Raw genomic sequence first — 15,443 nt, 5'->3', positions numbered from 1 at the left:
GCGATGCCCCGTTGCTTGTTGACACTTTATTCACAATCCTGCCACAGAGATAGCGCAATAAATCGAAGTCTATGTTCGAATTTATTGAACAACGCATAGAAAGCCGCGATGTGGTACTCTATATCTATCATTTAAAAGAAAATTAATCAGGCAGACTACTGCCCACTAACGTTATGACAGAACAACAAAAATTGACCTTTACTGCTTTGCAGCAGCGGCTGGATTCGCTGATGCTGCGCGACAGACTGCGTTTTTCCCGCCGTCTGCATGGTGTGAAGAAGGTTAAAAATCCTGATGCACAACAGGCTATTTTCCAGGAAATGGCAAAAGAGATTGACCTGGCAGCAGGGAAAGTCCTGCTGCGTGAAGCGGCGCGTCCGGAGATTACTTATCCGGAAAATTTACCGGTTAGTCAGAAAAAACAGGACATTCTCGAAGCGATTCGCGATCACCAGGTCGTCATTGTCGCCGGTGAAACGGGTTCCGGTAAAACCACCCAGTTACCGAAAATCTGTATGGAACTGGGGCGCGGGATTAAAGGGCTGATCGGCCATACCCAGCCGCGTCGCCTGGCGGCACGAACGGTAGCGAACCGTATTGCTGAAGAGTTGCAGACCGAGCCCGGTGGTTGTATCGGTTATAAGGTTCGTTTTAGCGATCACGTAAGCGACAATACGATGGTCAAACTGATAACTGACGGTATCTTGCTGGCGGAAATCCAGCAGGATCGCCTGCTGATGCAGTATGACACTATCATCATCGACGAAGCGCACGAGCGTAGCCTGAACATTGATTTTCTGCTCGGTTATCTGAAAGAGTTGCTGCCGCGTCGTCCAGATCTGAAAGTGATCATCACCTCGGCGACCATCGATCCTGAACGTTTCTCACGCCACTTTAATAATGCGCCGATCATCGAAGTCTCCGGTCGCACTTATCCGGTGGAAGTGCGCTATCGTCCGATTGTTGAAGAAGCGGATGACACCGAACGCGACCAGTTGCAGGCTATTTTCGATGCCGTAGAAGAGCTAAGCCAGGAAAGCCCTGGTGATATCCTGATCTTTATGAGCGGCGAGCGGGAAATTCGCGATACCGCCGATGCGCTGAACAAGCTGAATCTGCGTCATACCGAAATCTTGCCGCTTTACGCACGACTATCTAACAGCGAACAAAACCGCGTCTTCCAGTCGCACAGCGGACGGCGCATTGTGCTGGCGACCAACGTCGCGGAAACGTCGCTGACCGTACCGGGTATTAAATACGTTATCGACCCCGGTACGGCGCGTATCAGCCGCTATAGCTATCGCACGAAAGTGCAGCGTTTGCCGATTGAGCCGATTTCGCAGGCTTCTGCTAATCAGCGTAAAGGTCGCTGCGGACGTGTGTCAGAAGGGATCTGTATTCGTCTCTATTCCGAAGACGATTTTCTCTCGCGCCCGGAGTTTACCGACCCGGAAATTCTGCGTACCAACCTGGCCTCGGTTATTTTGCAGATGACCGCGCTGGGGCTGGGCGATATTGCCGCGTTCCCGTTTGTCGAAGCGCCGGATAAACGCAATATTCAGGACGGTGTGCGTCTGCTCGAAGAGCTGGGCGCGATCACCACTGATGAACAGGCCAGCGCCTATAAACTGACGCCGCTCGGTCGTCAGCTCTCGCAGTTGCCTGTCGACCCACGTCTGGCGCGTATGGTGCTGGAAGCGCAAAAACATGGCTGCGTGCGTGAGGCGATGATTATCACGTCCGCGCTCTCCATTCAGGATCCGCGCGAACGTCCGATGGACAAACAGCAGGCATCGGACGAAAAACATCGTCGCTTCCACGACAAAGAGTCTGACTTCCTGGCGTTTGTGAATCTGTGGAATTATCTTGGCGAGCAGCAAAAGGCGCTTTCTTCAAACGCCTTCCGTCGCCTGTGTCGTACCGATTATCTCAACTATCTGCGTGTGCGCGAATGGCAGGATATCTACACCCAGTTGCGCCAGGTAGTAAAAGAACTTGGCATTCCGGTTAACAGCGAACCGGCGGAGTATCGCGAAATTCATATCGCCTTACTGACCGGTTTGCTTTCGCATATCGGCATGAAAGATGCCGATAAACAGGAATATACCGGCGCACGTAACGCGCGTTTCTCCATCTTCCCCGGTTCTGGTTTATTCAAAAAGCCACCGAAATGGGTAATGGTGGCGGAACTGGTAGAAACCAGCCGTCTGTGGGGGCGTATTGCGGCACGCATCGATCCGGAATGGGTAGAACCCGTCGCTCAGCATTTGATTAAACGCACCTACAGCGAACCGCACTGGGAACGGGCGCAAGGCGCGGTGATGGCAACGGAAAAAGTCACCGTTTACGGGTTGCCAATTGTTGCTGCGCGTAAGGTCAACTACAGCCAGATTGATCCGGCATTATGTCGTGAACTCTTTATTCGCCACGCGCTGGTGGAAGGTGACTGGCAGACGCGGCACGTATTCTTCCGCGAAAACCTGAAACTGCGGGCGGAAGTAGAAGAGCTGGAACACAAATCACGTCGGCGCGATATTCTGGTGGACGACGAAACGTTGTTTGAGTTTTACGACCAGCGCATCAGCCACGATGTGATCTCCGCACGTCACTTCGACAGCTGGTGGAAAAAAGTCAGCCGCGAAACGCCTGATTTGCTGAACTTTGAAAAGAGCATGTTGATCAAAGAAGGGGCGGAAAAAATCAGCAAGCTGGATTACCCGAACTTCTGGCATCAGGGCAATCTCAAGCTGCGTTTAAGTTATCAGTTTGAGCCGGGGGCGGATGCGGACGGCGTGACGGTACATATTCCGCTGCCGTTACTTAACCAAGTGGAAGAGAGCGGTTTTGAGTGGCAGATCCCCGGTCTGCGCCGCGAACTGGTGATTGCTCTGATTAAATCGTTGCCGAAACCGGTACGGCGTAATTTTGTACCCGCGCCAAACTACGCCGAAGCGTTCTTAGGCCGCGTCACGCCACTGGAGCTGCCGTTGCTCGACAGCCTTGAGCGCGAGCTGCGGCGGATGACCGGCGTTACCGTTGACCGCGAGGACTGGCACTGGGATCAGGTGCCCGATCACCTGAAAATCACCTTCCGCGTGGTGGATGACAAAAACAAGAAGCTAAAAGAAGGGCGCTCGCTACAAGATCTGAAAGACGCGCTGAAAGGCAAAGTGCAGGAAACGCTGTCTGCGGTGGCGGATGACGGTATCGAGCAGAGCGGCTTACATATCTGGAGCTTTGGGCAACTGCCGGAAAGCTACGAGCAGAAGCGCGGCAACTACAAAGTGAAGGCGTGGCCGGCGCTGGTGGATGAGCGCGACAGTGTGGCGATCAAACTGTTTGATAATCCGCTGGAACAGAAGCAAGCGATGTGGAACGGTCTTCGCCGTTTGCTACTGCTGAATATTCCATCGCCGATCAAGTACTTGCATGAAAAGTTACCAAACAAAGCCAAGTTAGGGCTGTACTTTAACCCGTATGGCAAAGTGCTGGATCTGATCGACGACTGTATCTCCTGCGGTGTGGATAAATTGATCGATGCCAACGGTGGCCCTGTCTGGACGGAAGAAGGCTTTGCTGGGCTGCATGAAAAAGTGCGTGCCGAACTGAACGATACGGTGGTGGATATTGCGAAGCAGGTCGAGCAAATCCTCACAGCGGTGTTCAATATCAATAAACGCCTGAAAGGGCGCGTTGATATGACGATGGCGCTGGGACTTTCAGATATCAAAGCGCAGATGGGCGGGCTGGTATATCGCGGTTTTGTCACCGGTAACGGTTTCAAACGTCTGGGTGACACGCTGCGTTATTTGCAGGCGATTGAAAAACGACTGGAAAAACTGGCGGTTGACCCGCATCGTGACCGTGCTCAGATGCTGAAAGTCGAAAACGTCCAGCAGGCGTGGCAGCAGTGGATCAACAAACTGCCGCCAGCACGTCGTGAGGATGAAGACGTGAAAGAGATTCGCTGGATGATAGAGGAGTTGCGCGTCAGTTACTTCGCTCAACAACTTGGTACGCCTTATCCTATTTCTGACAAGCGTATTTTGCAGGCGATGGAGCAGATTAACGGATAACGCTGCAATCTGGTTGATAAATCTAAAACCCGGTAAGCATTTAGCGCCGGGTTTTATATTAATTCTAAAAACGGTAAGGGCAAAATTCAGGAGTTCAGAAAAATACAATTCTCTGCTGCAAGATGAATAATGTTTATCTACAGCTTTTCTGTAAAACATATGCCATGTTTGCGCAGAGGCGGTTAACGAAATACGACTTCCTCCTTTCAGAGTGCTCCGCTTCTCATTATTATCTCACGCAGTATTCTTAAGGGAACGAGAAGGAGGAACCATGAATATTACCCCGTTTCCGACGCTTTCGCCGGCAACCATAGATGCCATAAACGTTATCGGTCGATGGCTGGCGCAGGATGATTTCTCCGGTGCTGCTCCGTATCAGGCTGATTGCGTGATCCTTGCAGGTAATGCGGTTATCCCTACTATCGACGCCGCTTGCAAGATTGCCAGAGATCAGCAAATTCCTTTACTGATCAGCGGTGGTATCGGTCACTCGACAACGTTTTTATACAGTGCCATCGCCCGGCATCCGCATTACAACACCATTCGCACAACAGGCAGGTCAGAAGCTACCATCCTGGCGGATATTGCCCATCAGTTCTGGCATATTCCACATGAAAAAATCTTGATTGAAGACCAGTCAACAAACTGCGGAGAAAATGCCCGCTTCAGTATCGCGTTACTGAATCAGGCCAAAGAACGGGTTCACACGGCTATCGTCGTGCAGGACCCCACCATGCAGCGGCGCACGATGGCGACGTTCCGACGTATGACCGGGGACAACCCCGATGCACCACGCTGGTTAAGTTATCCGGGATTTATACCACAATTAGTGAATGACGCAGACAGTGTTGCATTTGCTAATCCACTGGAAGGATTATGGCCAGTTGAGCGTTATCTATCACTACTCACTGGCGAGCTGCCGCGTTTACGCGATGATAGCGATGGCTATGGGCCACGCGGGCGCGATTTTATCGTTCACGTTGACTTTCCCGCTGAAGTCACCCAGGCCTGGCAGACGCTGAAACACGACGCTGTGCTTATTGAAGCGATGGAAAGTCGTTCACTACGTTAAAAATTGCCCGTTTGTGAAATACCGTTGGCAAACGGGCATGACTCTTTACTTTTACTTCTGCCTTTTATTCCTTTCACACTTGTTTTTATGAAACCCTTCACAGAATCGTTTTTCCACGATGCTGTCATCTACGATGATTGATGTTTACACAGGAACAGACTTTTTTGACCGGGACGAGTCGCGTTTGCTTACTGACGAGCTTTCCCTGCTAGCTGGAATGACCAATACAGGGCCATTATCCTGAATACACCTTCAGTTGTTGTGAATGCTATTGCTCAGCAGATCGGATGCACTCCGGTATCTCTTCCGCTTCAGGGACGGCAGGCACCGCACCTTGTATCCTCCCGTTAAATCCGGGTGACAGAGCATATCAGTGGCTCCGTTGCTGTCGGTGAACACCAGGAATCCATACATTTGAATATGGCAACTGCATCTTGTGCAGAAGATAGAGCGTTGATTTTATTTAAGAACTGAAGGGGGGAGTATGATGTGCCTGATTTAACCTTTCAGACAAAATGGATTTTTTATGGCAGCAGGCGAGAATACTGAGCCGGGTAATACCGGCTATCACCGGTATGAAACTACCGGGGAGAACACGCACTACACCGATGTTTTATGCAGTGGAAAAGTCATCCGGTGCCGGCGGGTGCCGGTCAGAGGGATCACGCTGACGGTGGGGGTGTTCTTTGATGGTACCGGGAATAACCGGGCAAACGCAGACGATCTGCGGTTGGCGTATGCCCACTGCGCCGGTTTGGTCGGTGAGGAACGAGCCAGGGCGTGCGCGAAGTATGAAGAACACGCCAGAGAGGGGGCAGGCAACGCCAGCTGGCAGGGCGGCATCACCAATATTTCCCGGCTCAATGACCTTTACAAATCTGATACTGCCCTTGGTGAAGATGAGATGGAGGCGCAGGTGAAAGCCTACGTCAGCGGCATCGGGACGGCAGATGGGAAAAGCGACTCGTTGCTGGGGATGGGGCTGGGCAGCAGCCTTATCCGGCGGTTTGAGGGAGTGGTGACCAAGACCGATGAAGCTCTTGAGAAAATTGCTTCCGCACTGAATATATTTATCAGTCGTAACCGCGATAAAGCGGCGATCGCGAAGGTGCAGTTTGATGTGTTCGGGTTCAGTCGCGGCGCGGCAGCGGCACGGCACTTTGCCAACCGGGTGATGAACCAGGATACGGCGATAGTGGCTGCAATAGAGAACGGGCTGGATATGTCCAGATACCATGGAAAACCTGCGGGAGAGGTGCGCTTTCTGGGGCTTTTTGACACAGTGGCAGCCATCGGGAGCCTGCTGAATTTCTACGATATTAACGGACGCAGTAATCCTGGTGTCAACCTTGAGCTGCGTCCTTCCGTGGCGCAGAAGGTGTTTCAGATAAGCGCAATGCACGAGTGCCGTTATAACTTCAGTCTGAACAGCATCGCGGGGATGTGGCCGGAGCTGGCACTGCCGGGGGCGCATTCGGACATTGGCGGGGGCTACAACGCGGGCGAGGATGAGATTTCCCTGCTGACGATGCCGGACTTTGACGTGATACCGGAGAGCGCGGACGAGACGCAGACTGCGGTGTACCGTCAGGCGGAGAAGATGCGTCAGGCGCTGTTTTCACTGCCGGCGCTGAAGTACCTGATGCCACACGGTAAGGTGGAGACAAAAATGATTTCGTGGCCGCTGGTTAACCTTGACAAGGCTCGGGCGTTTATTTTTGAGAAGAAAGCCGGCGCGGCGGTGTTTATGACGCGCAGGGCGGTGCCGAACGACTGGGAAAAGGTGTGTATGCGGGTGATGCTCGATGCGGCACAGGACGCCGGGGTAATATTTGGAGATATTGACCCGCAAAACCCTGACACAGCTCTTCCTGCTGAGCTGGTTCCCCTGTGTGACAAAGCAACAGCCCAGGGGCGTGCGATCCGGCGTGGCGCAGAGCCGGAGGGCTTCACGGCGGAGGAGATGCGAACCATCGGGCGTTATCTGCACTGTTCGGCGAACTGGAACATCGACTCGGACCTGAGCCTGTGGGTGAGTCCGTCCTCGGGAGAGGTTTTTCTGCGAAACCACTATGCGCCGACTGACGACCGCTCGTTCGTGTGGCCGATGGCTCCGGGCAAAGGGTGGGTGCGGACGGTGTGGAGGATGGATGACCAGCAGCAGTGGGAAGACCGGGCGCGGGCGAACGTGGACGTGCTGGACGAACTGTTCTGAGGAGGAAGGGATGAGACGATTACCGCTGATGGTGGCCGTGCTGGGGGGCATTCTGCTTTCAGGCTGCCATGACCGCCGGGCAGGCGTAAAGACGCTGCTGGGAGACGGCGTGGAGCAGTGGGGAAAGAAGCTGCCTTACGATAACTGGAATTTTAGCTTTATATACCCGAAAAATCTGCCTGCACTAGTGACGATGGTGTACCTGGAGGACGGGGATATTCGGGAAAGTATCTTCCGTCGGTTAGATCCTATGGACATCAGTGATCTGAGTGTCGGGCGCTGGCATGATTTGATAGGGGGGTATGGCGGGTATTTTAACCGGGGAAAAGCACTGCCGGTACGAATGACGGTGTGCTGGGACTCGGTTATCGACAAGAAAGCGTATGAAACGGAGATCTGGTTCAGCCGGGAGACGTGGCAGCAGATGGCTACGGCATATCCTGACCCGTATCATCCTGGTAAACCTTACTACCGGAAGCGAATGGCTGTTGGTCTTGCTCCAGGCGGTACTGTACGGATCTGGCTTGAGGATAACGGGAACCCATCCGTACTCCAGCAACCAGCACGGCAGCTTACCCTGACGGGGGATGATATGCTGATATGCAAAGGGGTAACGAAACATCCTAACGGGTATGTTTATTACGGAAAGACACCAGATTTCATCAAAGGGAAAACCTATCCGTATGGTAACTGGTAGGGCATAACGATTAGAAAACTCAAAAGGATCTTCTTGAGATCCTTTTGAGCATCAATCTGATTGTTTTAACGGGTTAAACTTCAATACCGCGAACGCGCCAGAGAAATCAGTACGCTGATTGTCGAGTAAGGGGGCAAGAGCCAGCAATTGGCTGAAATCGAAGTGGGCGTGGCGTTATGAGGGAAAAATTATTCAAAGCGATCATATTATTCTGTTTAAACGTGCTCTTGGCGTGACCACCGGTATTCTGCCGTGGAACTTCCCGTTCTTCCTTATTGCCCACAAAATGTAGCCTGCTCTAGTGACCGGTAAACATGGCTTGCATGAGTACCTTCAAACCCAGGTAGTCTATTTACAGTCATAATGTGTAAAACAGGCGGAGGCATTTTTCTCCGCCTGTATCTGTCAGAGTTTGGCGAATTTTTCGAGAGTGCGAATAAGCTGGGTAACAAACCCATATTCGTTATCGTACCAGGCGACTGTTTTCACCAGTTGTAGATCGCCCACGGCGGTAATCTCCGTTTGCGTGGCATCAAACACCGAACCGAAATGGCTACCAATGATATCGGAAGAGACTATTTCTTCATCGGTATAACCAAATGACTCGTTATTGTTTGTCGCTTTTTTAAGCGCGTTGTTCACCTCTTCGGCAGTGACTTTTTTCCCGAGAATAGACACCAGTTCGGTGACCGAACCTGTTTTCACGGGTACACGCTGCGCATGGCCTTTCAGTTTGCCGCTCAGTTCCGGGATCACCAGGCCAATGGCTTTTGCCGCGCCAGTGGTGTGGGGAATGATATTTTCTGCCGCCGCACGTGAAGCGCGTAGATCTTTACCACGCGGACCATCCACCAGTGACTGGGTGCCGGTATAGGCATGAATAGTCGTCATCGTGCCGACTTCTATTCCGAAACTGTCGTGCAAGGCTTTGGCCATCGGCGCAAGACAGTTGGTGGTGCATGACGCCACGGAAACAATGGTGTCGTTGCCATCCAGAGTGTCGTCATTGACGTTATAAACGATAGTTTTCATCTCACCGGCAGGGGCGGAAATCAGTACCTTCCTGGCGCCAGCATCCAGATGCGCCTGTGATTTTTCTGCAGAGGTATAAAAGCCTGTACATTCGACAATGATTTCTGCACCTTTTGCTTTCCACGGAATATTTTTCGCCTCTTTTTCGGCGTAAACCGCAATGCTTTTCCCATCGACGATAAGTGAGTCTTCTGTGAAATCAACGCTCCAGGGGAACGGGCCGTAGTTTGAATCATGTTTCAGCAGATAGGCGAGAATTTTCGGGGATGTGAGATCATTAATAGCGACAACGTCTATGTTGCTTTTGACCTCAAGTAATCGACGCAACACCAGTCGACCGATACGACCAAAGCCGTTAATGCCAACTTTACTCATGGTTTTCTCCTGTAAGGAACTCTTGGGTGAAAATTGATCCTTTCCAGGCTTAGACCAGGATGGCGGGATGAGCAATCTACATTCGTGCAGCGAAACGTAACGTACTGAAAAAGGGCGAACAATATTTAATGAAATTTTAAGAAAAGCTGGTTATGTTAACGGAAAATTGTTTTAAAGCAGGAAATGTTATGGAAAAGAAATATTCAAGGTTACAAATTGGCATTCACTGGCTGGTCTTTTTGCTGGTTATTGCAGCGTATTGCGCAATGGAGTTTCGTGGCTTTTTCCCGCGAGCCGATCGGCCGCTCATCAACATGATCCATGTTTCCTGCGGCATTTCGATTCTCGTACTAATGGTGCTTCGTCTTGTGCTAAGACTGAAATATCCAACCCCGCCAATTGTGCCTAAACCGAAACCGATGATGACGGGGCTTGCGCATCTTGGGCATCTGGTCATTTACCTGCTGTTTATCGCGTTGCCACTGATTGGTATCGTGATGATGTATAACCGTGGCAATCCCTGGTTTGCGTTCGGTGTAACGATGCCTTACACATCAGAGCCAAATTTCGATCTGGTGGATATTTTAAAGTCGTGGCATGAAACGCTGGCAAATTTGGGATATTTCGTTATCGGGCTACATGCTGCTGCTGCATTGGCACACCACTATTTCTGGAAGGACAACACGCTTCTGCGCATGATGCCGCGTAAGCGTTCCTGACGACAATAAAAGAAAGCGCCTGTACTAAACCAGACCCGTGGTACAGGCGAAGAATACGGGTCTACATCGGAAGCATCTATTATATTTATTTGTATGACAAATAAAACCATAATTAGCCTTTATGTGTTTATCTGGATTATATTTAACCAATTTATCTTTCAGTTAAGATTGAAATCCAATTTCCTCAATTTTTGATCTCTCTAAGTGAAATCAAATCCACCAAGCGTATAACTTTTATACCGAACATAAAATTTGGTAAACAATGGAGGTTATATGAAAAAATTGCACTTATCTTGTTTGTGGGAATGCTTGTTTCGTTTTATGCCGATGCCGGGCGCAAGCCGTGTTCTGGTTCGAAAGGTGGGATATCCCACTGTACTGCTGGTGGCAAATTTGTTTGTAACGATGGATCTATCAGCGCATCGAAAAAGACATGTACTAACTGAAAGGAAAAAAGGGGTGCCATGAGAAAATGAACCTGCCAGCCAGATGCGCGGGGAAAACTCCCCGCGCTGGCCCTTACCTGGACTTACAGGCCATGAGAGCCGCCACCTCCTTATTACCGTCCCGGAACCGCAGTTCGTAGAGCGTTTGTCGGGTCAGAAGTGTGAATGCCAGTATTGTGAAACAAATAATGAGCAGACACACCACCAGAGGGTTGCGCTTCATAGCCTTTCTCCTTGCCGGATGGCGGGTAAGAGGCTAACATCTGAATTGTTGGGTTCATTCGTCGGCCTCGGTTGATAGAAATATCGGTCGGGGCCTTCGTCTTTCTGATTCCCGGTTAGCCTGAAAACAGAAAGTCTCAGGCACCCGCGATCATCCTATGCAGTTTCTCTTAGCAGGGAAATAATCACTTTACGGAATTGCGTAACGCTTTCCAGAATTTCACGCAATATACCTCACAAAGCATTCTTATTCGCCAGCCTATTGATTGCGGCGCCCGATGATCTCTTAACGCATAAAATGTTGTCAAAATGTGAAGTGAAAACGTTTTTGGCAGTAAGCAATTACCATCGATTGCCGATGATTCTCTCTCGGGAGTAAATCTGGAAGAGAGACAACGGCCATGCATACAACACCCTCACACCGCTTAGGTTTTTTACATCACATCAGGTTAGTTCCGTTATTTGCCTTTATTCTGGGCGGCATATTACTTCTTTTTGCCCTGAGTTCAGCTCTGGCTGGGTATTTTCTCTGGCAGGCTGACCGCGATCAGCGTGACGCTACTGCGGAGATCCAGACTCGCACCGGTCTGGCAAATAGCTCTGATTATCTGCGTTCAGCCCGGATCAATATGATTCAGGCCGGGGCGGCGAGCCGTATCGCAGAAATGGAAGAGATGAAGCGAAATATCGCACAAGCGGAATTGCAGATTAAACAATCGCAGCAAGGTTATCGTACTTACCAGAATCGCCAGGTGAAAACGGCTGCAGATGAAGCTCTGAACGCTGAATTAAATCAACGTTTTCAGGCTTATATAACTGGCCTCCAGCCTATGCTGAAATATGCCAAAAATGGCATGTTTGAAGCGATTATTAATCATGAAAGTGAGCATATCCGAACGCTGGATAATACTTATACCCATATATTAAACAAAGCCGTTGAAATACGTAGCGCCAGAGCGAACCACCTGGCGGAGCAGGCGCATCAGCGCACTCGACTGGGTGTGATGTTTATGATAGGTGCGTTTATGCTTGCCCTAGTCATGACGCTGATGACCTTCATTGTTTTGCGTCGGATTGTGATTCGACCTCTGCAACATGCCGCGCACCGTATTGAACAAATCGCCAGTGGCGATCTGACAATGAACGACGAACCGACGGGGCGCAGTGAAATTGGACGTTTGAGCCGCCATCTACAGAAAATGCAGCATTCGCTGGTGATGACCGTCGGGACGGTACGCCAGGGGGCGGAGGAGATTTATCGCGGCACCAGCGAAATTTCCGCTGGCAATGCTGACCTTTCTTCACGCACTGAAGAACAGGCGGCGGCGATTGAACAAACCGCTGCCAGCATGGAGCAACTCACCGCGACGGTGAAACAGAATGCGGATAATGCACACCACGCGAGCCGTCTGGCACAAGAGGCTTCCGTTAAAGCCAGCGATGGCGGGAAGACAGTTTCCGGCGTGGTGAAAACGATGGGCGATATCTCCAGTAGCTCGAAAAAAATTTCCGAAATCACCGCCGTGATCAACAGTATTGCTTTCCAGACAAATATTCTGGCGCTCAATGCCGCCGTTGAAGCCGCGCGAGCTGGTGAGCAAGGTCGCGGATTTGCGGTTGTTGCCAGCGAAGTGCGTACACTTGCCAGTCGCAGCGCCCAGGCAGCGAAAGAAATTGAAGGCTTAATCAGCGAATCAGTTGAGTTGATTGGACAAGGGGCTGATGAAGTGGCAACAGCAGGTAAAACGATGAGTGCCATTGTGGATGCAGTGGCGAGCGTCACACATATCATGCAGGAAATTGCCGCTGCTTCGGATGAGCAAAGCAGGGGAATAACGCAGGTTAGCCAGGCGATTTCTGAAATGGATAAAGTAACACAACAGAATGCCTCTCTGGTGGAGGAGGCGTCTGCAGCGGCGGTGTCGCTTGAAGAGCAGGCGACACGATTAACTGAGGCTGTGGATGTATTCCGCCTGAAGAAACAATCGTTACCTGTGGATCAACGAGGAGCAGGCAACTCGGTTAGTTTGGCAACGGCGTGATAATGTCAAAGAAGGGATCGCAAGATCCCTTCACCTTTCAGAATGGCATTGATTTCCGAATTGCGTTAATCATTAGCTGACAGCCGGAAGAGAGCGTTGCATCTACGCGGGTCAGTATTCCAATCGGTTCGCCTGCGCCATGTCCCGGAACAGGCAGCGCCACCAGCGAGGCATGACGCAGGTCGTCTTTTACTGCGCCAGAAGGGACAAACCACACATAGTCATATTCAACCGTAAGCTGACGCGAAAGCGATGCTGAAAGCGTTTCAATACAACCCGAAGGAATTTTGCAGCCCTGGCTTTGTACTAACGCATCTGAATGTTGGCGGGGCGCAGTGCCTTCCGGCGATACGACAACCGGCCATTCCAGTACCCGGCTTAGCGTCACGTTTTCCTGAAGAAGCGGGTGGTTAGGCCGGACAACCAGTTTCAGCGATTCGAGAAACAGCAATTCGTAATTAAGCCCGGTCATCAGTTCAGGATCTGACATCCGGCCAACACCGATATCAATTTCTCCCGTTTTTAAGCCTGCCAGAATCATGGTGTTACTCATGGTAGCAACTTGCAGAGTGGTCTCTTTTTGTTGCTGATGAAACTGACCAATAACGGAAGGCAAGATCCCCAGTGCAGCTGTGGGTAATGCACCAACCCTTACAACATCATTGTTAAGCCCTTCTTTACGATTAAGCGCCTGACCTGCGGTGTTGATGGCGTCAAGCACTCTGACTGCATGGGTTAAAAATTGCTCACCAGGTAAGGTGAGCTGCGCGCCCTGACGTCCACGGTCAAATAAGCGGGTGCCTGTCAATTGTTCAAGTTCATTCAATGTCTTAGAGAGCGCAGGTTGACTCAAATTAAGGGTTTCAGCCGCGCGCCCCAAAGTTCCTTGTTGTGCGACAGCTACGAAAGTATGAAGGTGGCGCAAACGGATGCGCTGACTAAACAGACTATTTTTTTCCATAAGCGATGTTAAAAACGAAGCGGTGCCGCTGACAAGTGAAGTTGTTTGATTATGATAACTTGATTGCAAAATATTATTAACATATAAAGCAATTTTGTTACGTTTTCAGGCGTGGTTTTACTGATTTCGTGGGGAGATCACAGTTTGTAAATTCTTCCCACCAGAGTAAATGTGGTTACCTACACTCCAGATTACTGACCACTGGAGGCAGAGATTATGGCGAACAGCATCACGGCGGATGAGATTCGGGAACAGTTTTCGCAGGCTATGTCAGCCATGTATCAGCAAGAAGTTCCACAGTACGGTACGCTGCTGGAACTGGTGGCTGACGTCAATCTGTCTGTGCTGGAAAACAATCCCCAATTGCATGAAAAAATGGTAAATGCGGACGAACTGGCGCGACTTAACGTTGAACGTCATGGGGCGATCCGCGTCGGCACAGCACAAGAGCTTGCCACTCTACGGCGGATATTTGCCATTATGGGGATGTATCCGGTCAGTTATTACGATCTCTCGCAGGCGGCGGTGCCGGTACATTCCACAGCATTTCGTCCTATCGATGATGCCTCGCTGGCGCGTAATCCTTTCCGGGTTTTTACCTCATTACTTCGCCTTGAACTCATCGAAAACGAAACCTTGCGCCAGAAGGCGGCGGAGATTTTACATCAGCGCGATATCTTTACCCCGCGTTGTCGGCAACTGTTAGATGTATATGATCGGGAGGGCGGCTTTAGCAAAGCTCAGGCGCGGGAGTTTGTGCAGGAAGTCCTGGAGACGTTTCGCTGGCATCAGTCAGCAACAGTAGATGAAGAAACCTATCGCGCGTTGCACAACGAACATCGACTGATTGCTGATGTGGTCTGTTTTCCTGGCTGCCATATTAACCACCTGACGCCACGCACGCTCGACATTGACCGGGTGCAGTCGATGATGCCCGAATGCGGTATTGAACCCAAAATTCTGATCGAAGGGCCGCCGCGCCGCGAGGTGCCGATTTTACTGCGCCAGACCAGTTTTAAGGCGCTGGAAGAGACCGTGTTGTTTGCAGGGCAAAAGCAGGGAACGCATACCGCACGCTTTGGTGAGATAGAGCAACGTGGTGTGGCATTAACGCCGAAAGGACGGCAACTGTATGATGAGCTTCTGCGTAACGCCGGAATCGGACAGGATAATCTCACTCACCAACTGCATTTGCAGGAAACCTTCAGCGCCTTCCCGGACAGTGAATTTCTGATGCGCCAGCAGGGATTGGCATGGTTTCGCTATCGTCTGACGCCATCGGGTGAGGCGCATCGTCAGGCGATCCATCCCGGTGACGATCCACAACCTTTGATCGAACGTGGTTGGGTAGTGGCGCAACCTATTACCTATGAGGATTTCCTGCCGGTTAGTGCTGCGGGGATCTTCCAGTCGAATCTGGGTAATGAAACGCAAATGCGCAGTCACGGTAATGCCAGCCGGGAGGCTTTTGAACTGGCGCTGGGGTGTCCGGTATTTGATGAGTTTCAGTTGTACCAGGAAGCGGAAGAACGCAGTAAACGCCGCTGTGGTTTGCTTTAAATTCTGTCCAACCGACTTTGCAAAAA

At 50.9% G+C, this 15,443-nt stretch carries 11 protein-coding genes and 1 pseudogene; 9 read left to right on the top strand and 3 right to left on the bottom strand.

Annotated elements, in window-relative coordinates:
- Window positions 1-173 precede the first annotated feature (173 nt).
- The 5 genes and pseudogenes from hrpA to RGV86_RS02595 all read left to right on the top strand — a co-directional run.
- Complete coding sequence (hrpA, locus tag RGV86_RS02615) at window positions 174-4,076, top strand: ATP-dependent RNA helicase HrpA (RefSeq protein WP_085460742.1); 3,903 nt, start codon at window positions 174-176, stop codon at window positions 4,074-4,076.
- Window positions 4,077-4,347: 271 nt separating this feature from the next.
- Window positions 4,348-5,148, top strand: coding sequence for a DUF218 domain-containing protein YdcF (gene ydcF, locus RGV86_RS02610; RefSeq protein WP_085460741.1), 801 nt, complete (start codon window positions 4,348-4,350; stop codon window positions 5,146-5,148).
- Window positions 5,149-5,674: 526 nt separating this feature from the next.
- The gene (locus tag RGV86_RS02605) at window positions 5,675-7,363 is read left to right on the top strand and encodes a T6SS phospholipase effector Tle1-like catalytic domain-containing protein (RefSeq protein ID WP_000718747.1); all 1,689 of its coding nucleotides are present in this window, start codon (window positions 5,675-5,677) and stop codon (window positions 7,361-7,363) included.
- A gap of 10 nt (window positions 7,364-7,373) precedes the next feature.
- Window positions 7,374-8,060 carry a DUF2931 family protein gene (locus tag RGV86_RS02600; protein ID WP_001253647.1) on the top strand — a complete coding sequence of 229 codons (687 nt, stop codon included), beginning with the start codon at window positions 7,374-7,376 and terminating at the stop codon, window positions 8,058-8,060.
- A gap of 69 nt (window positions 8,061-8,129) precedes the next feature.
- Window positions 8,130-8,349, top strand: a pseudogene (locus RGV86_RS02595) (aldehyde dehydrogenase family protein); the annotation flags it as partial.
- A gap of 116 nt (window positions 8,350-8,465) precedes the next feature.
- Here the strand turns inward: RGV86_RS02595 and gap are convergent.
- A complete protein-coding gene (gene gap / locus RGV86_RS02590; RefSeq protein ID WP_000048677.1) occupies window positions 8,466-9,467 on the bottom strand; it encodes a type I glyceraldehyde-3-phosphate dehydrogenase in 1,002 nt (333 codons plus the stop codon).
- Window positions 9,468-9,655: 188 nt separating this feature from the next.
- Here gap and cybB point away from each other — a divergent pair, with 188 nt between their 5' ends.
- Window positions 9,656-10,186 carry a cytochrome b561 gene (gene cybB, locus RGV86_RS02585; RefSeq protein ID WP_010347364.1) on the top strand — a complete coding sequence of 177 codons (531 nt, stop codon included), beginning with the start codon at window positions 9,656-9,658 and terminating at the stop codon, window positions 10,184-10,186.
- A gap of 245 nt (window positions 10,187-10,431) precedes the next feature.
- Window positions 10,432-10,632 carry a YdcA family protein gene (locus RGV86_RS02580; RefSeq protein ID WP_286136290.1) on the top strand — a complete coding sequence of 67 codons (201 nt, stop codon included), beginning with the start codon at window positions 10,432-10,434 and terminating at the stop codon, window positions 10,630-10,632.
- 73 nt (window positions 10,633-10,705) lie between these two features.
- On the opposite strand, the gene RGV86_RS02575 is transcribed toward RGV86_RS02580, so the two are convergent.
- Window positions 10,706-10,855, bottom strand: a complete 150-nt coding sequence (locus tag RGV86_RS02575; RefSeq protein ID WP_024165206.1) for a type I toxin-antitoxin system Hok/Gef family toxin — start codon at window positions 10,853-10,855, stop codon at window positions 10,706-10,708.
- A gap of 400 nt (window positions 10,856-11,255) precedes the next feature.
- On the opposite strand from RGV86_RS02575, the gene RGV86_RS02570 reads away from it, so the two are divergent.
- Window positions 11,256-12,896, top strand: a complete 1,641-nt coding sequence (locus RGV86_RS02570; protein WP_000557614.1) for a methyl-accepting chemotaxis protein — start codon at window positions 11,256-11,258, stop codon at window positions 12,894-12,896.
- A gap of 37 nt (window positions 12,897-12,933) precedes the next feature.
- Here RGV86_RS02570 and RGV86_RS02565 read toward each other — a convergent pair whose 3' ends face one another.
- Complete coding sequence (locus RGV86_RS02565) at window positions 12,934-13,857, bottom strand: LysR substrate-binding domain-containing protein (protein WP_000414570.1); 924 nt, start codon at window positions 13,855-13,857, stop codon at window positions 12,934-12,936.
- Window positions 13,858-14,073: 216 nt separating this feature from the next.
- On the opposite strand from RGV86_RS02565, the gene hglS reads away from it, so the two are divergent.
- Window positions 14,074-15,417 carry a 2-oxoadipate dioxygenase/decarboxylase HglS gene (gene hglS, locus RGV86_RS02560; protein ID WP_085460740.1) on the top strand — a complete coding sequence of 448 codons (1,344 nt, stop codon included), beginning with the start codon at window positions 14,074-14,076 and terminating at the stop codon, window positions 15,415-15,417.
- The last annotated feature ends 26 nt before the right edge of the window (window positions 15,418-15,443 follow it).

Source organism: Escherichia ruysiae (assembly GCF_031323975.1).
Lineage (GTDB): Bacteria > Pseudomonadota > Gammaproteobacteria > Enterobacterales > Enterobacteriaceae > Escherichia > Escherichia ruysiae.
Note: the sequence above shows the minus strand (reverse complement) of the source record. Positions and strands in the feature narration are given on the sequence as shown.